The 24,151-nt window shown below is 64.7% G+C and carries 24 protein-coding genes; 19 read left to right on the plus strand and 5 right to left on the minus strand.

Going from position 1 to position 24,151, the window contains the following annotated elements:
• Positions 1-34: 34 nt before the first annotated feature.
• The 10 genes from EB75_RS23025 to groL all read left to right on the plus strand — a co-directional run bounded on the left by EB75_RS23025 (position 35) and on the right by groL (position 10,701).
• The gene (locus EB75_RS23025; RefSeq protein ID WP_073697620.1) at positions 35-1,303 is read left to right on the plus strand and encodes a PucR family transcriptional regulator; all 1,269 of its coding nucleotides are present in this window, start codon (positions 35-37) and stop codon (positions 1,301-1,303) included.
• A gap of 203 nt (positions 1,304-1,506) precedes the next feature.
• Positions 1,507-2,526 (plus strand): Abi-alpha family protein, encoded by a 1,020-nt coding sequence (locus EB75_RS23030; RefSeq protein WP_073697579.1) that lies wholly within the window; start codon positions 1,507-1,509, stop codon positions 2,524-2,526.
• A 24-nt stretch (positions 2,527-2,550) separates the two neighbouring features.
• Positions 2,551-3,972 carry a DUF445 domain-containing protein gene (locus EB75_RS23035; RefSeq protein WP_073697580.1) on the plus strand — a complete coding sequence of 474 codons (1,422 nt, stop codon included), beginning with the start codon at positions 2,551-2,553 and terminating at the stop codon, positions 3,970-3,972.
• 21 nt (positions 3,973-3,993) lie between these two features.
• The gene (locus EB75_RS23040) at positions 3,994-4,776 is read left to right on the plus strand and encodes a universal stress protein (protein ID WP_073697581.1); all 783 of its coding nucleotides are present in this window, start codon (positions 3,994-3,996) and stop codon (positions 4,774-4,776) included.
• A 515-nt stretch (positions 4,777-5,291) separates the two neighbouring features.
• Entirely contained in the window at positions 5,292-6,224 is a 933-nt protein-coding gene (locus EB75_RS23045) for a LuxR C-terminal-related transcriptional regulator (protein WP_083612522.1), read from the plus strand.
• Between the two features lie 176 nt (positions 6,225-6,400).
• Positions 6,401-6,844 (plus strand): hypothetical protein, encoded by a 444-nt coding sequence (locus EB75_RS23050; protein ID WP_142239771.1) that lies wholly within the window; start codon positions 6,401-6,403, stop codon positions 6,842-6,844.
• Positions 6,841-7,092 carry an acyl carrier protein gene (locus tag EB75_RS23055; protein WP_286150297.1) on the plus strand — a complete coding sequence of 84 codons (252 nt, stop codon included), beginning with the start codon at positions 6,841-6,843 and terminating at the stop codon, positions 7,090-7,092. Before EB75_RS23050 ends, EB75_RS23055 begins: the two co-directional genes overlap by 4 nt.
• Before the next feature lie 11 nt (positions 7,093-7,103).
• Complete coding sequence (locus EB75_RS23060) at positions 7,104-8,462, plus strand: flavin monoamine oxidase family protein (RefSeq protein ID WP_073697583.1); 1,359 nt, start codon at positions 7,104-7,106, stop codon at positions 8,460-8,462.
• A 234-nt stretch (positions 8,463-8,696) separates the two neighbouring features.
• On the plus strand, positions 8,697-8,999 hold the full coding sequence (gene groES, locus EB75_RS23065; protein WP_029367666.1) for a co-chaperone GroES: 303 nt from the start codon (positions 8,697-8,699) through the stop codon (positions 8,997-8,999).
• 82 nt (positions 9,000-9,081) lie between these two features.
• The gene (gene groL / locus EB75_RS23070) at positions 9,082-10,701 is read left to right on the plus strand and encodes a chaperonin GroEL (RefSeq protein WP_073697584.1); all 1,620 of its coding nucleotides are present in this window, start codon (positions 9,082-9,084) and stop codon (positions 10,699-10,701) included.
• A 57-nt stretch (positions 10,702-10,758) separates the two neighbouring features.
• Here the strand turns inward: groL and EB75_RS29420 are convergent, their stop codons facing one another.
• The gene (locus EB75_RS29420) at positions 10,759-10,929 is read right to left on the minus strand and encodes a hypothetical protein (protein WP_168176106.1); all 171 of its coding nucleotides are present in this window, start codon (positions 10,927-10,929) and stop codon (positions 10,759-10,761) included.
• 159 nt (positions 10,930-11,088) lie between these two features.
• On the opposite strand from EB75_RS29420, the gene EB75_RS23075 reads away from it, so the two are divergent.
• The 4 genes from EB75_RS23075 to EB75_RS23090 all read left to right on the plus strand — a co-directional run bounded on the left by EB75_RS23075 (position 11,089) and on the right by EB75_RS23090 (position 14,741).
• Positions 11,089-11,463, plus strand: coding sequence for a group I truncated hemoglobin (locus EB75_RS23075; protein ID WP_073697623.1), 375 nt, complete (start codon positions 11,089-11,091; stop codon positions 11,461-11,463).
• Positions 11,464-11,501: 38 nt separating this feature from the next.
• Entirely contained in the window at positions 11,502-12,788 is a 1,287-nt protein-coding gene (locus tag EB75_RS23080; RefSeq protein ID WP_073697585.1) for an adenylate/guanylate cyclase domain-containing protein, read from the plus strand.
• Positions 12,785-13,555 (plus strand): enoyl-CoA hydratase, encoded by a 771-nt coding sequence (locus EB75_RS23085; protein ID WP_073697586.1) that lies wholly within the window; start codon positions 12,785-12,787, stop codon positions 13,553-13,555. Before EB75_RS23080 ends, EB75_RS23085 begins: the two co-directional genes overlap by 4 nt.
• 82 nt (positions 13,556-13,637) lie before the next feature.
• The gene (locus EB75_RS23090; RefSeq protein WP_073697587.1) at positions 13,638-14,741 is read left to right on the plus strand and encodes a ferritin-like domain-containing protein; all 1,104 of its coding nucleotides are present in this window, start codon (positions 13,638-13,640) and stop codon (positions 14,739-14,741) included.
• On the opposite strand, the gene EB75_RS23095 is transcribed toward EB75_RS23090, so the two are convergent.
• Positions 14,738-15,976 (minus strand): cytochrome P450, encoded by a 1,239-nt coding sequence (locus tag EB75_RS23095; protein WP_286150298.1) that lies wholly within the window; start codon positions 15,974-15,976, stop codon positions 14,738-14,740. The genes EB75_RS23090 and EB75_RS23095 overlap by 4 nt on opposite strands.
• 157 nt (positions 15,977-16,133) lie before the next feature.
• Between EB75_RS23095 and EB75_RS23100 the strand changes: the two genes are divergently transcribed.
• Positions 16,134-19,364, plus strand: a complete 3,231-nt coding sequence (locus EB75_RS23100) for a helix-turn-helix transcriptional regulator (protein ID WP_073697625.1) — start codon at positions 16,134-16,136, stop codon at positions 19,362-19,364.
• Positions 19,365-19,370: 6 nt separating this feature from the next.
• On the opposite strand, the gene EB75_RS23105 is transcribed toward EB75_RS23100, so the two are convergent.
• Positions 19,371-19,835 carry an OsmC family protein gene (locus tag EB75_RS23105; protein ID WP_073697626.1) on the minus strand — a complete coding sequence of 155 codons (465 nt, stop codon included), beginning with the start codon at positions 19,833-19,835 and terminating at the stop codon, positions 19,371-19,373.
• 47 nt (positions 19,836-19,882) lie between these two features.
• Positions 19,883-20,260 carry a nuclear transport factor 2 family protein gene (locus EB75_RS23110; RefSeq protein ID WP_073697588.1) on the minus strand — a complete coding sequence of 126 codons (378 nt, stop codon included), beginning with the start codon at positions 20,258-20,260 and terminating at the stop codon, positions 19,883-19,885.
• Between the two features lie 121 nt (positions 20,261-20,381).
• On the opposite strand from EB75_RS23110, the gene EB75_RS23115 reads away from it, so the two are divergent.
• The 4 genes from EB75_RS23115 (at position 20,382) to EB75_RS23130 (ending at position 23,454) form a co-directional block, all read left to right on the plus strand.
• Positions 20,382-20,972 (plus strand): TetR/AcrR family transcriptional regulator, encoded by a 591-nt coding sequence (locus EB75_RS23115; RefSeq protein ID WP_073697589.1) that lies wholly within the window; start codon positions 20,382-20,384, stop codon positions 20,970-20,972.
• A 101-nt stretch (positions 20,973-21,073) separates the two neighbouring features.
• On the plus strand, positions 21,074-21,796 hold the full coding sequence (locus EB75_RS23120) for a cysteine hydrolase family protein (RefSeq protein ID WP_073697590.1): 723 nt from the start codon (positions 21,074-21,076) through the stop codon (positions 21,794-21,796).
• Positions 21,797-21,848: 52 nt separating this feature from the next.
• Positions 21,849-22,808, plus strand: a complete 960-nt coding sequence (locus EB75_RS23125) for an aldo/keto reductase (protein ID WP_217267725.1) — start codon at positions 21,849-21,851, stop codon at positions 22,806-22,808.
• A 49-nt stretch (positions 22,809-22,857) separates the two neighbouring features.
• Complete coding sequence (locus tag EB75_RS23130) at positions 22,858-23,454, plus strand: DNA-3-methyladenine glycosylase I (protein WP_217267726.1); 597 nt, start codon at positions 22,858-22,860, stop codon at positions 23,452-23,454.
• A gap of 7 nt (positions 23,455-23,461) precedes the next feature.
• Here the strand turns inward: EB75_RS23130 and EB75_RS23135 are convergent, their stop codons facing one another.
• Positions 23,462-24,076 carry a TetR/AcrR family transcriptional regulator gene (locus tag EB75_RS23135; RefSeq protein ID WP_286150300.1) on the minus strand — a complete coding sequence of 205 codons (615 nt, stop codon included), beginning with the start codon at positions 24,074-24,076 and terminating at the stop codon, positions 23,462-23,464.
• Between the last annotated feature and the right edge of the window lie 75 nt (positions 24,077-24,151).

The following is a 24,151-nucleotide window of genomic DNA, read 5'->3' on the forward strand; positions in this document are numbered from 1 at the left end:
GCAACTTCGACGCCTCGTGATCTACGGTCATTTCATGCCGGAAAGACGTGTCGACGAGGGCGCTGTCGTCGCACGAGCAGCGGAGATCATCGGTGGGCTCGACAGCAAGCTGAAAGACATCACGCAGTCGATCCAGAAAATCCTCCTGAGCGAGATTTCCGAGCTCAGTGAGGATGCGCAACTGCTCGAATTGCAGGCGCACACGGTTGCGGCAAATGTCGAGACCGTCTTCGCCTCGATTCGGCACCGAATTCCGATCGAGGACGTCGCACCGCCGACGGAGGCGCTCGAGCATGCACGGCGGATGGCGCAGCGGGGTGTGTCCGCAAATGCGGTGGTGCGCGCCTACCGCCTGGGTCACCAGGAAGTGCTGAACTTCGTCCTCGACGAGATCGCCTCGTCCGGCATGGATCCGCGCTGGAGCCTCGATGTTTTCAAGTACTTCCAGACAGTCTCGTTCGGCTACATCGACTGGATTTCGCAGCAGGTCCTCATCACCTACCAACGCGAGTACGACCGGTGGGTGGAGAACCGAAACAGCATGCGGGCCCAACGGGTTCGCGCGATCCTCACCGCAGCCAGCGGTGACGTCGACGAGCTGACGGAGGAGATCCGTTACCCGTTGCGGCGCGTGCACCTGGCGCTGGCGCTGTGGTACCCGGACGACAACGGCGGCGACGAGCTCGTGCGGATGGAACGGTTCGCGAACCACCTCTCGACCACACTCGGCACCCATGAGCCGCCGCTGATCCTGTCGGTGGACCACCTCACCGCGTGGGTCTGGCTTCCGCTGTCGGCGCGCGGCGCCGAAGACGTGCTGGACCGGGTCCGAGAATTCGCGGCGGCACAACAGGATTCGCCGTGGATCGCGATGGGCAATCCGCTGCCGGGCATCGAGGGCTTCCGGCGTTCGCACGAACAGGCGGTGGACGCCCGCGCGGTCGCGGTGGTGTCGGGATCCACTGAGCGCCGCATCACCGCCGCGAGCGATCCCGGGCTACCTGTCGCGACTCTGCTCGGCGACAACGTCGGATCGGTCGGTGCGTGGGTGGCCGAGATCCTGGGACCGCTGGCGAGTAACACCGAGAACGACGAGCGGCTGCGCGAGACGTTGCGGGTGTTCCTGCGCACCGGATCGAGTTTCAAGGCGGCCGCCGACGAAATGCACCTGCATTCGAATTCGATCAAGTACCGGGTGAACCGCGCGATCAGCCGCCGCGGCACGCCCATTGTCGACGACCGCATAGAGGTTGAGGTCGCATTGCTGCTGTGCCACTGGTTCGGCACCGCAGTGCTGAACTGACAATTCGCCGCGGCGGGCCATTTGTGGACCGTCGACAATGTGCACCTTGGCGGTCTGGCGAATTTTGGTCGTTTGCGACGTAGTTCCCTTTACGGTGTGGTCGTAGCTTCTTCAGCAACTACTCGAACGGCGCGGCGGAGGGCACATCATGGGCGATGATCCAAAAGCCAAGGAACCCCGGATCCAAAGAACCAAGCAATCCGTTGGGCGCGATCGTCGACCCGCTGACCAAGCTGGGTATCGACACCGCCCGTGACATCGCGGCGGTCGTGCAATCGACGCAAGCAGCCGGGCGTGACCTGTTGCGGTTGGCCAACATCTTCAGCCGGCTGCCGTCGCGCGAGGCGCCTGCGGAGCTGCCGGCGATCTCGCCGGCAGCTGACGACGACGCCGACGATATTGACGATGTCGACGAAAATGCCGGTGCCCCAACCACTGTGCTGCCCGTCGTGGCTGCGGAGCCGCCGCAGGCCGAGAACTCGGGGCTCCTCGGTGGCCTGAAGCGCGCTGCCGAGTCGGCGCTGAATCCCGCGGCCGTCATCGGCGTCGCCGTCACGCCGGTACGTCGCGTGATCGGCGGTGCCGACGATCCGGCCAAGAAGAAGTCGGGCCATCACGACGACAAGAAATCCGGAAAGCACGACGACAACGATGCGGATCTGCGCCACTACGGTGACGAACTCATCGCAAAGTCGCAGAAGCCGACCAATAAACAGCCGCACCGGCATCCGGCATTCGAGGACATTCTCCACGAACTCGACCCTGACGAAGTCAGGATCTTGCGATTCCTGGCCGTCGCCGGAGTGCAGCCGTCGATTGATATCCGAACAAAAACAATGTTCCAGGTCGGGTCGGAGCGGCTCGTCAGTGGCGTCAATATGATCGCGGAAATGGCCGGCTGCCGTTGGCCGGAAGCCGACCAACGCTATCTCGCGAATCTGAATCGTCTCGGTCTGGTGCGCTTTTCGGCCGAACCGGTGGCCGACTACCGGCGTTACGCGCTGCTCGAGGTGCAACCGCGCGCACTCGAAGTGACCGAGGTCATCCCCAAGACCATCAGCGTCTACCGCAGCATCTACCTGTCCGAGTTCGGCGAACAGTTCTGTGAGGTCTGCATCGACACCGACGGCTACAACGCCGGTGGTTGGGCTTCCGATGAGCGGGGCGACAAGATCGTCGGCAAAGGTCCGCCTGATCCCGCTGCCGGCGAACACAAACACTGACCCGACCAACCCAGGAACAATCCAATGACAACGCTCGCAGCCGGGCCCTTTCTTGACTGGGAGGAGCTGACCGGACAGTCCAAATTCGTCGTCGACATCATCAGCGTGCCGATCTTCAGCGCCATCGCCGGCTTGATCACCAACTGGACCGGCGTCATCATGTTGTTCGCGCCGGTGCGGTTCACGGGGTTCTACGTGCCGGGCCTGAAACGGATATTTCCCTTTCTGCCCCGCAAGGTCCAGATTCTGCCGACCTTCGCGCCCAACGGGATTCTGGGTTTCCAGGGCTTCATCCCGTGTCGCGCCGAGAAGATGGCCAGTCTGATCGTCGACACGTCCATAGCCCGGATCGGCAAGATCTCGGATTTCTATGAACAACTCAACCCGGACAAACTCGCCAAGGCCATAGCCGTGGCCGCCAGACCCGACATCGGCCGCCTCACCACCGAGATCATCGAAGCCCGGCATCCACAGATGTGGCGGTCGCTGCCGCAGCCGTTGCGTGACGAGGTGCTGCAGAAGGTCGACGCCGAGCTGCCGACCATCTCCAAGCGCGCTTTCGCCAAGATCGGCGAGAACATCGACCAGCTGCTCAACGTCAAGCTGATGACCGTCAACTTCCTGCGCCGCAACCCAGAAGTGTTGCGCGACATCATCAAAGGCATGGCTGTGCCCGAGCTGCGCTTCATGGTGCGCATCGGTGCGCTGGGCTTCCCCTTCGGTGTGCTGCTCGCGCTGTGGTTGTCGCTGATCTACTACTCCAGCGACGAAGCGCACGAGCACGCGGCGGCCCACGGCGGTTTCGCGATTCACCTGCCGGGATTCCTCGACTCGATCCTGCACTTCCTGCCGACCTGGCTGTGGGTCCTGGGCGGTGCCGCGGTGATCGGCATCGTCGTCAACATCATCGCCATCAAGGTTGTGTTCGAGCCCGGCGAACCGCAGCCTCGCTACAAATACCTCTGGAAACAAGGGCTTTTCGCGCGGCGTCAGCACCAGGCCGCCCACGAGCTCGCCACGATGTTGTCGCTGCAGGTCCTCACGGTCAAGAACTTCGCGCACGAGTTGCTCAACGGCGCCAGTGCCGACAAGACCCGGGCGCTGATCCAGACCGCCGTCGGGGAAGAGGCCGAGCGCATCCTGGGGCCCTACCTCGTCATCGCCCGCAACTCATTCGGCGTCGTCGACGTCGAAAGCCTGCAACGCGGCGCCGGCGACAAACTGGTCGACTTCGCCCCGAGCGTCCTCTACGACCCCGGGTTCAACAAGACCCAGGCCAAGAAGATCGAAACGTTCGCCACCGAGAAGTTCCGGGCGCTGCCGCCGGACAAGTTCGGCGAGATGCTGTACTCGGCCATCGAGCAGGACGCGTGGCTGCTGTACGCCCACGGTGGACTGCTGGGCATCCTCGTCGGCGCCGTCCACATCCTCATCTTCGGTGCCTGACACCACGACGAAAGGACCGCAATGGCGCCCTATTCCAGAATCGTCATCGGTACCGACGGGTCCGACGAGGCGACCGATGCGGTGGCCGTCGGTGGTGTGGTGGCCGCCGCACTCGGCGTCCCGGTCACCGTCGTCACGGCCTGGAAGCCCAGCGTCTCGGTACCGGGAGGCCGCGAACAACCGTGGGCTGATCTGACGGCTGAGGGCGCCGACGTGGACCTCACGGCTTTGGGTGTCACCGCGATCGACCGGATCCCGGTGAAAGGCAACGCCTTCGACGCACTCATCGATGCTGCCGCGCAGTCGGAGCGGGCACTGATCGCCGTCGGTGCCGCGGGTCTCGGTCACACCTCCAGCCGGCTGCTCGGGAGCACCTCCAACGAGCTGTCGCACCGGAGCCCTGTCGATGTGTTGTTCGTACGCAAGCGGATCGGGGCATTCCAGGCCATCGCTCTCGCCACCGACGGCTCAGACACGTCGCTGCGCGCGGTGCGGGCCGGCTATGACCTGGCCGTTGCGATCGGGGCCCAGCCGATCCTCGTCACGGTCGCGAGCGACGCGGCGGCGGCCGAGGAGACACTGACGAATGTGGAAAGCCAACTGGACATCGGCGGTCGGCTGGGCCGGCAGGCGCTGCTCGGTGATCCGGCCGACGTGCTGGCGGCCGCTGATTACGACCTTCTCGTGATCGGCAACCGTGGGATGGCGGGCTTCGCCCGCGTCCTGGGGTCGATGGCCAACACCATCACTCACCGGGCGACGTCCAACCTGCTTATGGTCAACACGACGCCGGTGCCTGATTAGGCGGGCGGCGCAGGAGCGGATAATCAGAGCAAACGCTTTTCGGGCCGTTTACAATTAGACGGCACCGTAATTATCGGGCCGCCGCAAAGTGTCGGGCAATGGCCCGAACGGCGGGGTGCTGGGATGCCGGTGCGGGGCATCGTCGGGTCAGCGCGACCCTGTCAGCGTTATTCGCTACATGCGGCCACCGTCAATATCAAGCAAATATGCTTTTAGTAGCAAACCGTACGTTCGGTGATCGCGAGTTTTCGGTGTTCGGCCGGGGCTATATTCTTAGATCAGGCTTCAGTTCCCATCCTACCTGTGATTATCGTCCGAGCCGACCCGGGGACTCCTTGCGTGCAGCGCCTGGTGAAAGTTTGCCAGATTTGGCGCGGCGGTGCCAAAATCGATACTCCAGCAAACTTTTACGTGCATGTATGATATTTGCATATCGTGACAACTCGCCGCGATGCGCTCACAATGTTCGTACGTGGAACCCACCGCGCGTACTCCGAGGTATTGGGAGACATGACATGGGCGTAGGAATCGCGAGTTACCGCTCGTCTCTGGCAAACGCGACGGCGGAACGCTGTCAGCTGTGGGACCCGGTTCCGGTCCGGCGAGACGCCGGCGACGTTTCGCCGGCCGGTCACACCGAGCGGGTCTATCGCCGCACGGGCTGCAGCTCGATCGGTGTTGCGGCCGACTTGTCGAGCGGCGCTGCCAAGGGTGTCCGACCGGGCCGTGAATCCCGGTCGGGATTGGTGGGGTTACACACTGTCGGTTCTCGCGACGAGACGCAGCTTCCGAGTGAGTCACGATTACTGATCGTCGATGACTGCACGCTGTATCGCGAGTATCTGGCCGCAGAGTTCGCGGCGGACGGCGCACCGGAACCCGGCGTGGCGTGGGACTTCGAGTCTCTGCTCACTGCCTTGACCGAGAGTCGCCCGAGCCTGGTTCTGGTCAACCTCGACACTCGAGACAGTGCGATGTTGCTGCGCGCGACGTTCGAAATCTGCCCGAACTCGAAAGTCATCGTCCTGGGTATGGCGGAGGACGACGAAACCGGCATCGTGGCGTGCGCGGAAGCCGGTGTTGCCGGCTATCACCTTCGTACGGATTCGCTGAGCGACCTGCGCGGACTCATTCAGCGAGTCTCCGATGGCGAGACATCGTGTTCGCCTCGGGTGTCAGCAATCCTGATGCGGCGGTTGTCGGCCTTGGCCACCCAGCGCCACCCGGCGGCCAAGGATCTGGTCCTTACCGTGCGGGAGGCCCAGATCCTCCGAATGCTCGAAAAGGGCCTATCGAACCGGGATATCGCCGATGAGCTCTGTATCGCGATCCACACGGTGAAGAATCACGTGCACAACCTGCTGCATAAGCTCGGAGTGAGCACTCGTGCCGAGGCGGCGGCGCGCTTCCGCACCGTCGTCTTCACCGAGAGCGATCTAGAGGACTAGACCGGTCCGGATCGAAACTTCGCTCCGATGGCCTATGGCCGCTCCGGTCCCGAGTATCGGATAGTTGGTTCCTGACACGCGGTACAGCAAAGCCTCCATGCATTAGCTGTCTCTTCCCTGGAGCGTAGCGATCCGCTGTGCGGTCCGATCGAAGTCTTCGGCGGGAGGTCATGGCCATGCGCGAAATCAACGGTACAGCAATCGATCTGACATCGGAGGAGTTGCTCCGGGGTAATCGGGATGCCAGCGCAGCCGGGCAACTGGCGAAGGTTGTCGCGGGCATTGCGGCGATCGGTCAGGCCTGTGAGGCACTGCGCGCGGCAGATTTTCGCGTGAGTGTCGCGGGCAACCGCATGACCGTCGACGATGAGTTCTTCGTGGTTTTGATCGGGGCGACCGAAGAAGCCGACGGCGGTGCCGACGCGCGCTGGGTGATCTACCCGGTCACCGGTGGCCCTCCGGTGTGGGTGGTGAGCGCCGAACAGGCGCACCGGAAAGGCCAGGCGCCTGCGGTCCGCGCGTCCATCGAAGCGGCGCCGATCGGCAGGCTCCAGCTGGCGGGCCGAAAGATGTTCCCCGCCACGCCACGCACCCATGTGGCCGAACGGCGTTGGCTGTGACCAGCCCCATGTACGTCGACCACATGGTGAATGTCGACGACATCGTCGAGATCTTCCGTCGGGTGCTCGACGGCAAGGAGTTGAACCGGTATTCGGATTTCTTCGAACTGGGCGGCGATTCTCTGCTCGCGATTCGGGTGCTCAGCGCGATCGCCCGGGAGATCGGGCCGGAGCTGACGTACGGCGACTTTGTCGAAAACCCTTCGTCAGCAGGACTATTCGGCCGGATAACGGCAGTAATGGCATGAGGAGAGACGGCATGCGCGTTGTTGTGGTCGGAGCCGGTTTGGCCGGGTTGACAGCTGCAGTGGACCTTGCGGAGTCCGGCGTGGACGTCGTCGTGCTGGAGGCCCGCAACCGGGTGGGTGGCCGGATGCACGGTGTCCCGGTGTCCGGAGGGGTCGTCGCCGACGCGGGCGCCGCTTATCTGGGCATCCGTCACACCGAGTTGTTGGCCATGGTGCGCCAGTACGGCCTTCCGCTGACGTCGACCGAGATGACGGGGGACAGCACCTTCCTGATGTCCGGTGATCGCACGACGACGTCGGGCCGGATGCCGCCGCTCGATGCGGTCGCGCTGGGCGGTCTGTTCGATCGGCTCGAGGACCTCGTGGCCCAGATCGATTGCGAGGCACCATGGCTGAGCGCCGAGGCACAATCTCTGGACCGGTTGTCGGCGGCCGACTGGCTTGCCGATCAGGCCCCCCATCTGGACGCGCGGACCTTCTTCCCCCTGTTCCTCGGCGAGATGATGGCCGCCGATCCGGCGCAGATCTCGGTGCTGCACATGGCTTTCTATCTGCGATCAGGCGGCGGGATTCGCTACCTCAACGCCTTCGAAGGGGGCGCGCAGCAGTGGCGGATCGAAGGCGGCTCGCATCAGTTGTGTGAGGTGCTTGCGGAACGACTTGGTGACCGGGTCCTGCTGGGACACCCGGTATGCGTCATCGATCAGACCTCTGATGAGGTTGTCGTGCAAGCGATTTCGGATGACGATGGCCACCGGTCCGAGTTTGTTGCCGATGAGGTGATCGTCGCCGTGCCGCCACTGCTGGCGCAGCGGATCGCGTTCTGCCCTGCACTGCGCGCGCCGCGGGCGACGAAGGTCACGGGCCGCGGATGCGCTGTCAAGGTGCACCTGGGCTATCCGACGCCGATCTGGCGCGAATTCGGTTTGTCGGGGTGGTCGATGAGTTCCGACGGGCCACTGCTGTCCACGGTCGACGATTCACCCGCGGATGAGCCCGCGGGCGTGCTGACCGGATTCGTCACCGGCGCGGCCGCGTCGGCGTTCTCGGCGCTCTCCGAACACGAGCAGCAGGAAGCGGCACTGGCTCACGTCGCCCGGCTCTTCCCTCAATTGCCGCCGCCCACGTCCTGCACGGTGACCGATTGGCCCAGCGAGAAGTACAGCAAGGGCTGCTACGCCGCGCTGTTCGGTGTGGGGGACTGGTTGCAGCTCGGCCCGACCAGGACCACCCCACACGGCCACGTCCACTGGGCGGGTACCGAAACCAGTCCGGAATTCTTCGGCCTGATGGAGGGTGCGATCAGGTCGGGTCACCGCGTTGCGATCGAGCTCGTCGGGCACACGGCGCCGTTGGCCGCGTCGTTCTAGCCAGGCATTCCGCCCTGCTCCGTCGAACGGGCATTTCAGCCCTGAGCGAGTTGGACTCATCCGGCACTGCCCCACCCTTGAGCGCTAGCACTCGCGTGTATAGAGTGCTAGGTGGCACGCGGCCAACCGCGCTCCGGCACCCGCGACGACGGTGTGTGGTCAGGACGCTTGCCGAACAACCTGGCATCCGGGGATTGGCCCTGGATCGACATACCAACCAAGTGGAGGGCTTCCATCGTGGCAGTCAACATCAAGCCACTCGAGGACAAGATCCTCGTTCAGGCCAACGAGGCCGAGACCACGACCGCTTCCGGTCTGGTCATCCCCGACACCGCCAAGGAAAAGCCGCAGGAAGGCACCGTCGTCGCAGTTGGCCCCGGCCGCTGGGATGAGGACGGCGAGAAGCGGATCCCCCTGGACGTTGCCGAGGGCGACACCGTCATCTACAGCAAGTACGGCGGCACCGAGATCAAGTACAACGGCGAGGAGTACCTGATCCTGTCGGCTCGCGACGTGCTGGCCGTCGTCTCCAAGTAAGCATTCGTGTCCCGCCCCGGTCGTCCCCGCATGCATGTGCGGGTGATGTCCGGGGCGGTATGCGTATCAGCGAAAGGCTCTTATGAGCAAGCAGATTGAATTCAACGAAGCTGCGCGCCGGGCCATGGAGGCCGGTGTCGACAAGCTTGCCGACGCAGTCCGCGTCACCATCGGCCCGCGTGGCCGGAACGTCGTGCTGGCCAAGGCCTTCGGCGGCCCGCAGGTCACCAACGACGGCGTCACCATCGCCCGCGACATCGACCTGGAAGACCCGTTCGAGAACCTGGGCGCCCAGCTGGTCAAGTCCGTCGCGACCAAGACCAATGATGTCGCCGGCGACGGCACCACCACCGCGACCGTGCTGGCCCAGGCCATCGTCAAGGCCGGCCTGCGCAACGTCGCTGCCGGTGCCAACCCGATCGCGCTCGGTTCGGGCATCTCGAAGGCCGCCGACGCGGTGTCCGAGGCCCTGCTGGCCGCCGCCACGCCGGTGTCCGACAAGACCGCCATCGCCCAGGTCGCGACCGTTTCGTCGCGCGATGAGCTGATCGGCGAGCTGGTCGGCGAGGCCATGACCCGCGTCGGTGCCGACGGCGTCGTCACCGTCGAGGAGTCCTCGACCCTGAACACCGAGCTCGAGGTCACCGAGGGCGTCGGCTTCGACAAGGGCTTCCTGTCGGCGTACTTCGTCACCGACTTCGACGCCCAGGAAGCCGTCCTCGAGGACGCGCTGGTGCTGCTGCACCGCGACAAGATCAGCTCGCTGCCCGACCTGCTGCCGCTGCTGGAGAAGGTCGCCCAGGCCGGCAAGCCGCTGCTGATCGTGGCCGAGGACATCGAGGGCGAGGCGCTGTCGACCCTGGTCGTCAACGCCATCCGCAAGACCCTCAAGGCTGTCGCGGTCAAGGCGCCGTTCTTCGGTGACCGCCGCAAGGCGTTCCTGGAGGACCTCGCCGTCGTCACCGGTGGTCAGGTCGTCAACCCCGACGTGGGCCTGGTCCTGCGCGAGGCCGGCCTGGACGTGCTGGGCACCGCCCGTCGCGTCGTGGTCAGCAAGGACAGCACCGTGATCGTCGACGGTGGCGGCACCGCCGAAGCCATCGACGGTCGCAAGGCGCAGCTGCGCAGCGAGATCGAGGCGTCGGACTCGGATTGGGACCGCGAGAAGCTCGAAGAGCGCCTCGCCAAGCTGGCCGGCGGCGTGGCCGTCATCAAGGTCGGCGCCGCCACCGAGACCGACCTGAAGAAGCGCAAGGAAGCCGTCGAGGACGCCGTCGCCGCCGCCAAGGCCGCGGTGGAAGAGGGCATCGTCACCGGTGGTGGCGCCGCTCTGGTCCAGGCTCGCACCGCTCTGGATGGCCTGCGTGGCTCGCTGACCGGCGACGAGCTGATCGGCCTCGAGGTCTTCTCCTCGGCGCTGTCGGCCCCGCTGTACTGGATCGCCACCAACGCCGGCCTGGACGGCCCCGTCGTGGTGAACAAGGTGTCGGAGCTGCCCGCCGGGCACGGCTTCAACGCCGCCACCCTGACCTACGGTGACCTGCTGGCCGACGGTGTCGTCGACCCGGCCAAGGTGACCCGGTCCGCGGTGCTCAACGCCGCGTCGGTGGCCCGGATGATCCTCACGACCGAGACGGCCGTCGTGGAGAAGCCGGCCGAGGAAGCCGATCACGGGCACGGCCACCACGGCCACGCCCACTAGATAGTTGCAACGAATCACCCCCGGTCCTGTTGGGCCGGGGGTGATTTCGTAGTCGGGTCAGAACGCCTGGTCGTAGAACCCGTTGGTGGTGTAGGTGTTGTCGTGGTTGTCGACGCCGTAGTGGGGACCGATCGGGGTTCCTGTGGTGGCCTGCGCGGGGACGGCCAGACCCAGCACGGCGGCGGTCATGCTCGAGGCGATCAGGGTGGCAAAGCCGAACTTCTTCATTTTGAACCCCTTCTTCGGTTCTTGTGGTGCTCTGATGGTTGAAACCGGTTGTGCGGCAGGGCCATTCCACTCGGCAGGATTTAATGCACGGTTGGCAGAATTAAGTCTTTTGTGATCAACGTGAGGGCTGGCGCGATGCTTGCGTCAGAGGAGGGCAACATGACCGAGACGACGCCATCGCTGTACCGGCGGCTGGGCGGCTACGACGTGATCGCGGCCATCATCGACGACATGTTCGCCTTGTTGCGTGCCGACCCGGCGTTCGCGCGTTTCGGGTCGGGCCGCAGTGCCGATTCGCATATGCGGGCACGGCAACTGCTCGTTGATCAGATGTGCTTGCTGACCGGCGGGCCGTGCCACTACATCGGCCGTGACATGTTGACCTCCCATGCGGGACTGGCGATCTCGGGTGCCGAATGGGAAGCCAACATGAAGCACGCCGACGCCGCGTTGCTCAAGAACGGCGTCGCTGATGCCGAAAGAGCGGAATTCCTGGCGCTTTTCGAGCGCTACCGCGGCGACATCGTCGAATAGCGGCCTCGATCTGCCCGGGACTCCGCTATTTTCGCCCTGTGGGTGCGCAAGCGGTGCGGTGCTGGGTGCAGCAGCGCCATGCCCAACTTCACATGCGCAAGTGGATGCTGGATTTCGACGATGCCGACTCCGAGCGGGAGTTCCGGGCGCATGACGACGCGAACGGGCTGCGAGCGGCGACGTTCGCGCAAGTGGTCGGCATCCTGTTCACCATCGTGTACGCGGGCGTGGACTTCCTTGTCCTGCGCGGTTTCGTCCCCGGCGCGCTGATCGTCCGGGCGGCCACCATCGGCGTCTTCCTCCTCGGGATCGTGGCGCTCCGCCGGGTGCGAACGATCCAGGACCATCTGCAGGTTGCCATCGTCGTACTGCTGACCATCGTCCAGGTGCTGCTGGTACCCGTGCTGGCCGGCGTCGGCGATTTCCCGACCACGTATCTGATGACGTCTGCCACCGTCACGCTCCTGGGTGCGGTCGGCCTGTTGCGGCTGCGTATGCACGCGGCGCTGGCCAACACCGCAGTATTCGTCGCGGTGTGCCTGGCGCTGCCGGGCGTCCGGGGGAGTCTGGAGGACCTCGGCACGATGGTGCCGCAGATCGGGGGACTGGCGGCGATCAGCCTCCTGACCGCCTATGCGTTGGACCGGCTGCGGCGTATCGACTTCCTTCGGCAGCGGGAAGTCGAGCAAGCGCAGGCCAGGACCGAAGAGATTCTGTACAACGTGCTGCCGGCCTCGATCGCTGACCGGCTGCGCGACGGCGCGATGACCATTGCCGACTCGGCGGCGAGTGTCAGCGTGTTGTTCTCCGACATCGTCGGCTTCACCCCGGTGTCCGAGACGTTGACGCCGGAAGCGCTGGTGCAGCTGCTGGACGAGATGTTCCGGGCTTTCGACGAGCTCTGCGATCAGCGCGGCATCGAGAAGATCAAGACGGTCGGTGACGCCTACATGGCCGTCGCGGGCCTGCCCAACCCCGACGATGACCATGCGGCATCGATGGCCGAGTTGGCACTCGACATGCAACGCGCCGTCGACCGCCTGGCATCGAGCTGGCCGAGTCCGATCTCGATGCGGATCGGCATCTCGTCGGGCCCGGTGGTGGCGGGTGTGATCGGGCAGCGCAAGTTCATCTACGACCTGTGGGGCGACACCGTGAACACGGCGAGCCGCATGGAGTCGAGTGGCCGTCCGCGCCGTATTCAGGTGTCCGAGTCGACGCACACGCTGCTTGAGAACCGCTACGAATTCAGCGACCCGACGGTGGTCGACGTCAAAGGCAAGGGGCCCATGACAACGTATTTCCTGGTGGGTGCGCGCGCATGAGCGAACCGCTGCTGCGGCACGACCGCGATGACCGTGGTGTCGTCACACTGACGCTGAACCGCCCGCAGGCCTTCAACGCGCTGTCCGAGGCGATGCTCGCAGCACTGGCGGAGGCGTTCGCCGCGCTGGCTGCCGACGGAACAGTGCGGGCCGTCGTGCTCGCGGCATCCGGCAAGGCTTTCTGTGCCGGGCACGATCTCAAGGAAATGCGCGCCGAGCCGTCACTGGAGTACTACCAGGAACTGTTCGCGCAGTGCACCGAGGTGATGCTCGCGATCCAGCGCCTGCCGGTGCCGGTGATCGCGCGGGTGCATGGGATCGCGACTGCCGCGGGGTGCCAGCTGGTCGCGATGTGCGACCTCGCGGTGGCGAGCCACGACGCGCGCTTCGCCGTCAGTGGCATCAACGTCGGATTGTTCTGTGCGACACCGGGAGTCGCGCTGTCGCGCAATGTCCCGCGCAAGGCCGCCTTCGAGATGCTCGTGACCGGCGATTTCATCTCGGCCGACGAAGCGAAAGCCCTCGGACTGGTCAACCGGGTGGCGGCCCGGGACGCGCTCGACGACGAGGTCGGGGCGATCGTCGCGAGCATCGTCGCCAAGCCCGCCGTCGCCGTCGCGATGGGAAAGGCGTTGTTCTACCGCCAGATCGAAGTCGGTATCGAAGCCGCCTATGCGGACGCCGGATCGACCATGGCCTGCAACATGATGGATCCGAGCGCGCTTGAGGGCGTGTTGGCATTTATCGAGAAACGCCCAACCAAGTAGTTGACGGTTCGGCCGTCCGCGGCGCACTGTGATGTGAGCCATATTTCTATCTGGACACATCGGGGCAGAGAGGCGGCCGCTCGTGACCACGAAGGACAAGTACACGGAAGTGCCCACGCCCTACTCCTGGGACGTGCCGAGCGGTGGCGACGCGCGCTTCACCTGGGAGTATGACGACGGCCGCGGGCGTCTGCTGTCTCTGTACCAGAAGGGCAAGGACAAGCAGTGGGACGCTCAGTCGCGCATCGACTGGTCGCAGGACGTCGACCCCATGAACCCGATCGGCTTGCCCGACGAGTTCCATCCCCTGTTCGGCAGCCCGATGTGGGAGTCGGCCGACGAGAAACGGCGTGCCGAGATGAAGCGCCACTCGCAGGCCTGGCAGTTCTCGCAGTTCCTGCACGGCGAGCAGGGGGCGATGGTGTGCGCGGCGAAGATCGTGGAGGTCGTGCCCGATCTCGATGCGAAGTTCTACGCGGCCACGCAGACCATGGATGAGGCCCGGCACGTCGAGACGTTCTCCCGATTCCTGCAGGAGAAGGTCGGTCTCGTCTACCCGATGAACAAGAACCTGAACACCCTGCTGGGGGACACGTTGCGCGACTCGCGCTGGGACATGCCCTACCTCGGCATGCAGGTGCTCATCGAAGGACTGGCCCTCGCCGCGTTCGGGGTGCAGCGCGACCTGGCTGCGCCCGGTTCGCTGGCCAAGCAGGTGTTGGCCTACGTCATGCAGGACGAGGCGCGGCACGTCGCATTCGGCCGAATCTCGTTGAAGGACTACTACTCCCAACTCACCGAAGCCGAGCGGGACGAACGCGAAGAGTTCGTCGTCGACGCCTGCTATCTGATGCGGGACCGGTTCCGCGGCGAGGAGGTTTTCGAGACCCTCGGACTCGACGTCAAGGCGTGTGCCGAGTGGGTCGACACCTCGGCGCCGATGATGAAGCAGTTCCGCGCGCATCTGTTCAGCCGCATTGTGCCGATTGTCAAGGACATTGGGCTATGGGGCCCGAAGGTGCAGTCGGCGTTTGCGGATATGGGCGTGCTCGACATGGCCGGTCTGGACATCGAGGCGCTGATGAAGGCGGACGAGGATCAGGCCGAAGCGCTCGACAAAGCCCACGCCGAGATGGCCGTCCGGGCTGCGGAAGTGGACCACGTCATTGCGCAGGCGGCGAGTTAGAACCTGCCGAAGGCCACCGGAAGGGCGCTCGGACCGATCACACCGAGCATCGACGGCCATGGGGCCGGACCGGTGCGGCGCAGGTTCGGCATGCGTTGGGCCATGATGCTCAGTGCCTGAGTGAGTTCCAGCCGGGCCAGATGTGAGCCCAGGCAGTAATGTGCGCCGTTGCCGAAAGTGAGTGTCCCCGTCGCGTTTTCGCGGGTGATGTCGAACCGCTCCGGCTCGTGGAACACCGCCGGATCACGGTTGGCGGCCGCGGTGTTGACGAACACCAGGGTACCTGCGGAGATGGGAACTCCGGCCAGTTCGACGTCCTCGATGGCAACGCGTGGCAGGCTGAATCCGATTGGGCGGTAACGCATCACCTCATCTACTGCCTGGGAAGCGAGCGCGGGCTGCGCGCCGAGGAGCGCCCATTGATCAGGGTGGTCGCAGAAGATGTCGATGGCTGCCGCGAGCTGATTCCGGGTGGTGTCTGTGCCCGCACCGAGCAGGGCGACAGACAATGCCAGCAGTTCGTCATGATCCAGCGTGGCGCCGTCGTCTTCCGCTCGGATCAATTCGGAGATCAGATCGTCTGTCAGTTCATGACGACGGCAGGCGACCATGCGTTCCAGATACGCGTCGAGTTCTTGCCAGGCTGCCAGAATTCGCGGCCCATCGACGGAGAGATTGAACTCGAACATCTTGCTGATCTGGCCGACCCAATCGGAGAACAGCTGCCAATCCTGACGGGGCGCTCCGAGTAGTGAGCAGATGATCGGGACAGGAAACGGACGCGCGATGTCGGCGACGACGTCGCAGCGGCCAGCGGGCACATGCGTGTCGAGCAGGTCGGTGATGACCTCGGTGATCGCCGCATCCAGCCGGGCGACCGCGCGGGGTGTGAACGCCTTGGCCACGAGCCGACGCTGCCGGTGATGGCGGTCACCGTCGATGGCGAGAATCAGTGAGGTGATCCGTTGCCACAGTGGACCTTCGGTGACGCCCTGGGCTTCGGCGGCCGCGCGTTGTGCCACGGCGAAGCGTGGGTCGCGCAGCACGGCGCGCACCAGGTCGTAGCTGAGGATCTCGAGCCCCAACGGGCCGGACGTGATCGGTCCGTGCCTGCGTGCGGAGGCGATGGCGCAATGTGCTTCTTCTGGGTGGTGGGCCTGTAGGTAGTTCAGCATGGGCAAGCAGGTATCGATGGTCATGGCATCGAGCATCGGACGCAGGCCGGCGACAACCATCGGGGTAACCGCGCACATTTGCCCGCGAGGGGGTCGTATACGACCCCCTCGCGGGCGCTTCTGCGCGGTTGTCACGATGTTCTGGCGGTAGAGCGCGCGCACTCTGATTAGCATGATCGACACTGGCGCGGCGTTGCTGAACTGCGGAGACCTGGTTATGGGCGAGCTGATACCGACCGGCACGGTCACGCTGCTGCTTGCCGACGTCGAGGGTTCCACCAGGCTGTGGGAGACGCGGCCCGACGACATGACGGCCGCCTTCGCGACGCTGGATCGCACGCTCGCCCGGTTGGTGGAGCCGCACCACGGCGCCCGTCCTCTCGAGCAGGGGGAGGGCGACAGCTTCGTCATCGCCTTCGGGCGGGCCAGTGACGCCGTCGCGTGCGCGCTGGATCTGCAACGGGCGGCGCTCGACCCGATCCGGCTGCGCATCGGTATCCACACCGGTGAGGTGCAGCTGCGCAACGAGGCCAACTACATCGGGCCCACCATCAACCGCACCGCGCGGCTACGGGATCTGGCCCATGGTGGCCAGACCGTCTTATCCGGTACCACAGCCGATCTGGTCATCGACCGACTGCCGGACGCGGTGTGGCTGACCGATCTGGGTCGCCATCCCGTGCGTGACCTGCCGCGGCCTGAACACGTGATGCAGCTCTGCCATCCGGACCTGAGCAACGACTTTCCGCCTCTTCGCACCGCGAAACCTGCCAGGGCGCACAACCTTCCGGCGCAGCTGACATCGTTCATCGGCCGCCGGGCACAGCTGGCCCAACTGCACGAGAGTCTCGCGGACCATCGGCTGGTGACGCTCACCGGGGCCGGAGGGGCCGGAAAAACCCGGATGGCAGTTGAAGTTTCATCCCAGTTGATCGCGGAGTTTCCCGACGGGGTGTGGTACGTCGACCTCGCTCCGATCACCGATCCGGCGATGGTCGCCGTCACCGTCGCGCATACTTTGGGGCTGCCTGACCAGCCCGGCCGCTCGCTCGTCGAGATCGTGGTCCGCTTTGTTGCGGACCGAGATGTGTTGCTGCTGCTGGACAATTGCGAGCATCTCCTGGACAGCTGCGGCGACCTGGTCATGACGCTGCTCGCCGGCTGCCCGCAGCTGACGATTCTGGCCACCAGCCGGGAACCCATCGGGCTTGCGGGAGAGGTCATTTGGCGCGTTCCGTCGCTCGGTCTGGAGGATGAAGCCGTCGAGCTGTTCCTCGACCGGGCCCAGCAGGCCCGTCCAGGATTCCGGCTGACGGGCGACAACGCGGAACGGGTGCACGACATCTGCCGCCGGCTCGACGGCATGCCGCTGGCGATCGAGCTCGCCGCTGCCCGGGTGCGTGCCCTGTCACTCAGCCAGATCGTCGAGGGCCTGCAAGACCGCTTCCGGGTGCTGACCGGTGGCGCCCGCACCGCCGTGCGCCGGCAGCAGACTTTGCGCGCATCGGTGGACTGGTCGTTCGGGTTGCTCACGGAACCCGAGCGTATGCTGTTCCGCCGGCTCGGCGTCTTCATGGGCGGATTCGATCTGGAGGCCGCGCAGGCGGTGTGTGGGACCAGCGCGGTTGAGCAATACCAGGTACTGGACCAGCTTGGCCTGTTGGTCGACAAGTCGCTGGTGGCCGCGGACGACGGCACCGGGGTCATGCGGTACCGCATGCTGGAGACCATGCGGCAGTACGCGCTGGAGAAGCTTGGCGAGTCCGGTGAATCCGCGGTGGTACGCGACCGGCACCGCAACTACTACGCCGAAAGAGCGATGCGCACCGCGCCACATCTGGTTTCCGACTGGGCCAATGGCGAATTCGACAATGTGCGGGCAGCCTTGGCTTGGAGTCTTGAAACCGACGATGCCGAGACGGCGATGCGTCTGACCTCGGCGCTGCAACCGTTTTGGTTGGCGCAGGCGCGATTTCATGAAGGTCTCATGTGGTTCGATGCGGCGCTCGCGGACGAGCCTGGTGACGACATGCCCGTCGAGGTGTGGATACGTGCCGTGGCCGACCACGCGACGCTGGCGCTGTGGGATGTGGCACCAGTCGGCGTGGAGCGAGTCCATTCGGCGCTGTCGGTCGCGCGGAAGCTCGGCGACCGTTCGCTGACCGCCGCCGTGCTGAATGCGTGCGGCCATCTCACTCTCACTCAGCTCGAGACGGAAACCTGCCGAACGTATCTGGAGGAGGCCGCACATCTGGCCAAAGAATGCGGCGACCTGCGGACCCTCTGCGAAATCCGGCTCACTCAGGCAATTGCGGGTCCCTTCGGCGGCGACCCGGGCAGCCGGGCGGCTGCAGAAGAGGGGCTCACCCTTGCTGATCAGCTGGGTGACCGATTCATGTCATGGAACATCCGCTGCTGGCTTGGCATCACCCTGTTCACACTGGGCGAGCTCGACGAGGCTGACCGAACGCATCGCCCGCTGACGACGGGAACCGCCTCGGACGAGCGATTCCGGGTCTGCCTGGCCAATATCGGACTGGCGCACGTTCATGCTTTCCGGGGCCGACTGGCCGAAGCCCGTGCGTGCAACGACGTGGCGATCAAAACCTCAGCAGCCATGGGTGGTTGGGCCGAAGATGCCATCTACACGGTCATCGCCTTCACGGCACTGGCAGGTGGGGACGGCGCTGCCGCGAGGGCAGCGTGTGAAACGTGTTGGCAGAGCACGGTGCCGCAGCGCCGGCCTTTTATTCGCAGTCTCAACCCAATGGCCGAGGCGCTGTTGGCTTGTGGCGAACTTGCTGCGGCCCGGCGCTGGGCTGATGACACGGTCGCCCTGGTCTCGGGTTGGCACAAAATGGTTGCCCTACATGCACGTTCGCGCGTCGCCATCGCGCAGGGGGAATTGGAACAAGCCGAGCGCGACGCCCACGAAGCCCTCGCAATCGCAGCGCAGGTACGGGGATTCATCCGGCTGCCGGACATCGTTGAGCGACTGGCCCAGCTTGCGGTCGGCGTCGGTGACCACCAGTTTGCGGCCAGACTGCTCGGTGCCGCCGACGCGATGCGGCAGCGCGGCGGCATTGTGCGGTTCCGGATCTACGACCACGAAGTTGCGGCGGCACAAGCGGCGGCGCGACACATGCTCGACGAAAAAGGCTTTCAGAGTGCCTGGGCTGAAGGTGCTGCCCTATCTGACGACGAGGCGATCGCGTTCGCTCAGCGCGGACGCGGCGCCCGCAGACGACCGGCGAGCGGCTGGGAGTCGCTGACTCCGACCGAACGTGACGTCGTGCGTCAGGTCAGTGACGGCTTGTCCAACAAGGACATTGCGGCCCGGCTGTTCATCTCGCCGCGCACGGTGCAGACACACCTCACGCACGTGTACGCGAAATTGGGGCTCGAGTCGCGTGTTCAGTTGGTGAAGGAGGCCGCGCGCCACACCTGAGCCGAATCAGGCCCTCAGTGAAGTAGAGACGTGCACCGACGACGTCAGCGTCCGGTGCACGGGACAGCGTTCGGCGATGGAGAGCAGCTTTTCCCGTTGAGCATCGTCGAGGTCGCCGATCAATTCGATCTCGCGGTCCATGTGGTCGATCATGCCCTGGTCCGTCTCGCAGTCGGCGCAGTCTTTCGCGTGAATCTTCGCGTGCCGCAAGGACACTCGCACCTGCTCGAGTGGCCAACCTTTCTTGTTGGCGTACATCCGGACCGTCATCGACGTACACGCACCCAGCGCGGACAGCAGGAGGTCGTAGGGCGACGGTCCGGCGTCGTCGCCGAACGGGCGTGGCTCGTCGGCGATCAGTCGGTGTCCACCGGCGATGATCTCCTGGGTGTAGGTCCCCGCGCCGGCCTCGGCGACGGTGACGGTGCCTTCGGGCGTCGCGGCAGCGTGGTCGGGCTGTTGGGTTGTCATGGAAGTCTCCTCGTGTGGGGTGTGGTTCGCGTCGTGGTCGGTTGGCATCACATTCGTTCGACCCACTGGGCGCGAGATGGGTCAGGCTCGAATGGCTCTGTGAAGTACTGGGTTTCGCGCACGACCTCGCTTCCGGAGAACTCCATGATGCTCACTGTGTAGAACGGTTGCCCGTCGTACGTCATCACCAACTCGGTGAGCCACAGGTCACCTGAACCGATGATGCGCCGCACCTCGAAGTGCTTGGCGTTGGGTTGTGCAGTCCGCGACGCCTGGATGTTGTGCCGTCCGCGGATGCGCTCGCCTGACTGCGGATACTCGAGAATTGCGTCGTCTCGGTAGATCTCGTGTTCGGCGACGAAGTCATTGGCATCGGATGCGGCCCAGTGTCGATTCAGTGCGGTATGTACGTCGTCGTCGCGCATCGATGTTCTCCCTCGTGCCTCGGCGACGACGTTAGCCGCGGCGTCACGGTTGCGCTGCCGCCTTCGTACGATCGGCAGTCGCGTCCTGAAAGATAGCCGACCGGTCGGCTAATATTGGGGAATGCCACGCCCAGCGAATCCCGACGTTCGCCGCCGACTGTTGGCCGCCGGGCTCGAGCTAGTGCACTCGCGCGGATTCGCGGCCAGTGGCGTCAAGGAGATCACCGACGCCGCGGGTGTGCCGAAGGGGTCGTTCTACGCGTACTTCCCCAGCAAGGAAGCACTCGCGGTGGCGATTCTCGAGCACTACTGGTCGGATATCGAGGCACGGATACTGCCGGTGCTGGGCGGTGACGGATTGGCGCGCGAGCGCATCGCCAGGTTTTTCCATGCGCTTGCCGACGAGCATGAGTCCGCGGACTTCTTGCTCGGCTGCCTTGTCGGCAACATGTCTTTGGAGCTCGGCGGGGCCAGTGAACCGGTCCGGGTGGAACTGGCCCGCATTCTCGACCGCTGGTCCGAGGCTCTTGCCGATTGTGTGCGGATGGGGCAGGGGAGTTCCGGTGACGTCGACGCCGACCTCTCCGCGACGGAACTGGCGGCTGTGCTGATCGAGGCTTGGGAGGGCGCTGCTCTGCGAGGCAAGGTGTCCCGCAGTCGCTTGCCTTACGACCGATTCGAGGCTGTCACGCTGCCGGCGCTGCTGCGCTGACCTGAGCTGTCGTGCAAAGCACATCCGACTGCTCTTGATTTATAGACGACCGGTCATCTATGTTCGGGTTATCAGCAACCAACGATTACGAAGGCCGTCTCATGACAGACCACACCGATTACGCCGAGCCGGCGCATCCCGCGTTACCTAGTTCGGGCTTCGTACTCGACCCTGCGCATGCGGCGCTCGTCGTCACCGATCCGCAGATCGACTTCCTCAGCCCGGGCGGGGTGTCGTGGCCGGTGTTCGGTGCAAGCGTCGAGGAAAACAACACCGTCGCGAATATCGGCGAATTGTTCGAGGCCGCAAAGCGGGCCGGAGTCACCGTTGCGGTGTCTCCGCACTACTTCTATCCGACCGACAAGCAGTGGCGGTTCGGTGATCCGCTTGAGCAGTTCATGGGCGGCGTCGGAATGTTCGCGCGCAGCGGTGCCTACACCATGGATGGATTTGCCGAATCCGGTGCGGATTTCCTGCCCGAGTATCGCCGCCACATTCATGACGGATCGACCGTCATCACCTCGCCGCACAAGATTGTCGGTCCTGAGTCGAACGACCTTGTGCTGCAACTGCGTAAGCGAGGAGTGAGCCAGGTGGTCCTGGCAGGGATGGCCGCCAATCTGTGTGTCGAGGGACATCTGCGTGAGCTGGTTGAACAGGGTTTTGAAGTCGCCGTGGTCAAGGACGCCACCGCGGGTCCGCGGCTGCCCGAAGGCGACGGCTATCTGGCTGCATTGGTGAACTTTCGATATCTGGCGAGCGCGGTATGGACCACCGCTCAGGCGGTCGCCATCCTCGACGGGAGTGCCGATGGCGGTCGCTGAATTCGAAACGCCATGCCCCCAAACACTTTTCCGGAATCCGCACACTATGAAATTGGAGACCACGACCATGACAATGAACGACGATCCACGACAGCGACGCTTCCCGTTGAACAACGGCAGTGGCGCAATCCCGGCCCTCGGGTTCGGGACCTTGTTGTCCGACAGCACCAAGACGGAAGCGGCGGTCAAGTCTGCCGTTGAAGCAGGCTATCGCCACCTCGACGCTGCCGAGCGGTACCGCAACGAAGCACAGGTCGGCGCGGCACTCAAGGAACTGTTCGCGAACGGCACCGTGCGCCGCGAAGAGTTGTTCGTGACCAGCAAGCTCTGGAACAACAATCACCGCCCGGAACGGGTCAAGCCTGCGTTGCAGGCCAGCCTGAATCGACTGGGACTGGACGCGCTTGACCTGTACCTGGTGCACACGCCATTCGCGTTCCAACCAGGCGACGACCAGGATCCGCGCGATGTCCACGGAAACGTGATCTATGACAACGGGGTCACCTTGGCCGAAACCTGGACGGCCATGGAAAGCCTTGTCGATGAAGGGCTTGTCGGGTCGATCGGCCTCTCGGACATCGGTGCCGAAAAGGCCGCGCAGGTGCTGAATTTCGCGCGGATCAAGCCGGCGGTTATCGAGGTCGAGTCGCACCCGTACCACCCTCAATGGGAGTTGCACGAACTCGGCAAGGCGCATGGAACCATCTTGTTGGCCTTCGCGCCGCTGGGGCATGCTCTGGAACCGCGACTGCTCGACGACCCGCTGATCGTCTCGCTGGCGCGGCAGTTCGGTAAAACACCGGCGCAGGTGTTGTTGGCCTGGGGTATTCAGCGCGGCAGCGCAGTTATCACCGCATCGGTCCGCCCGTCCCGGATCGCAGAGAACTTCGATGTCACAGCGCTTCCTGACCGAGCGATCGAGGAAATCACTCGGCTGGATACCCGGATCAGGTTCAATTCCGTCGTCGACGGGGGCGAGCCTGGATTCACCGAAGTGCCCTCGGACCGCTGAAAGCGGCATCAACCATGACCAAATTGCGCGTCTGAAAGCAGGTCATGGGATGAGAGCGATGGCAGGCATCGGGATGTCAGAGGAGCTCCCCACTGTGGTCACCGCCGCCGACGGTGTGACGAGATGTCGATGGGCAACCGAAACCGGCCGGGATTTGAGGGCGTACCACGACCACGAATGGGGAGTGCCGACGCACGGCGACGCCGCCTTGTTCGAATTGCTCGCATTGACATATTTCGAGAACGGATTGTCCTGGGCTGCCGTGTTCGACAAGCGGGGACACCTACGCAACGCGTTTCGCGGATTCGACCCAGAGGCCGTCGCGGCGATGACAGCCGACGATGTCGAGCGATTGATGTTGGATGCCAGCATCATTCGCAATCGGAGGAAGATCGAGGCCACTGTGCACAACGCCCGGTTGCTGTCGACATGCTCGCTTTCCCGGCTGTCCTGGCAGCATCAGCCGCGGCAGCGCCATCGAATCACGAGTTGGGCCGACGGCAGGATGACCAGCCCGGATTCCATCGGGCTGTCAGTGGCGTTGCGGGAAGCGGGATTTCGGATGGTCGGGCCAGTCGTCGCGCATTCGTTCATGCAGACCGCGGGCATCGAGAACGGTCACTTCGAAGGTTGCTTCCGAGCCTAGGCCGCGGCTAATCGCTGCCGGACAGCGGAGCCAGGATCAGCCGGCAAGCCAGCTGAATTTCGTTCTCGGTCTCGTCGGCGTCGATCCGGCCGTTGAGGCTGGACTGCAGGATGCCGTGCCAGGTGTGCTGGACCAGGCGCATCAATGAAATATCTTGTGGCTCTGGATCGTCCACACCGCAAATGGTCAGCAGCATGTCCCGGACCTGACGGTCGATGTGTCCCACCTCGGCCACGGCCGTCGCATCGGCGGTGTTCAGTGAGTTGAGCATCGCGGCGGTCAGGTGGGGTTGCCGCAGCATGGGGCGGGTGGCGCGTGACAGGACGTCGAACACGCGATCGGCGGCGGTCCCGGCCGGCGCCTTCCGGCGTCGGATGCCGTCCTGCATCCGGCCCACGCGGTCGGCCATGAGGCCGACGAACAGGTGGGTCTTCGATGGGAAGTAGCGGTACAGCGTGCCCAGTGCGACCCCGGCCGCGCGCGCGACCTCGTTCATCTGTACCTGGTCGGCCGGCTTCTGCGCGGCCAGAGCCGCCGCGGCCTGCAGGATCGCGTCACGACGCTGCTGCTGCACGGCTGAGCTGGGCTCGGCGGCGGGGCGTGGTTCGGCGATTCGTGCCACGGGGCTGCTCCTTTTGGGTCTGGAACGAATTCTAGATGTTGGGTAGAGTCCCGAAACTGGAATTGATTCTAGTCA

Source organism: Mycobacterium sp. ST-F2 (genome assembly GCF_001905655.1).
Taxonomy (GTDB): domain Bacteria; phylum Actinomycetota; class Actinomycetes; order Mycobacteriales; family Mycobacteriaceae; genus Mycobacterium.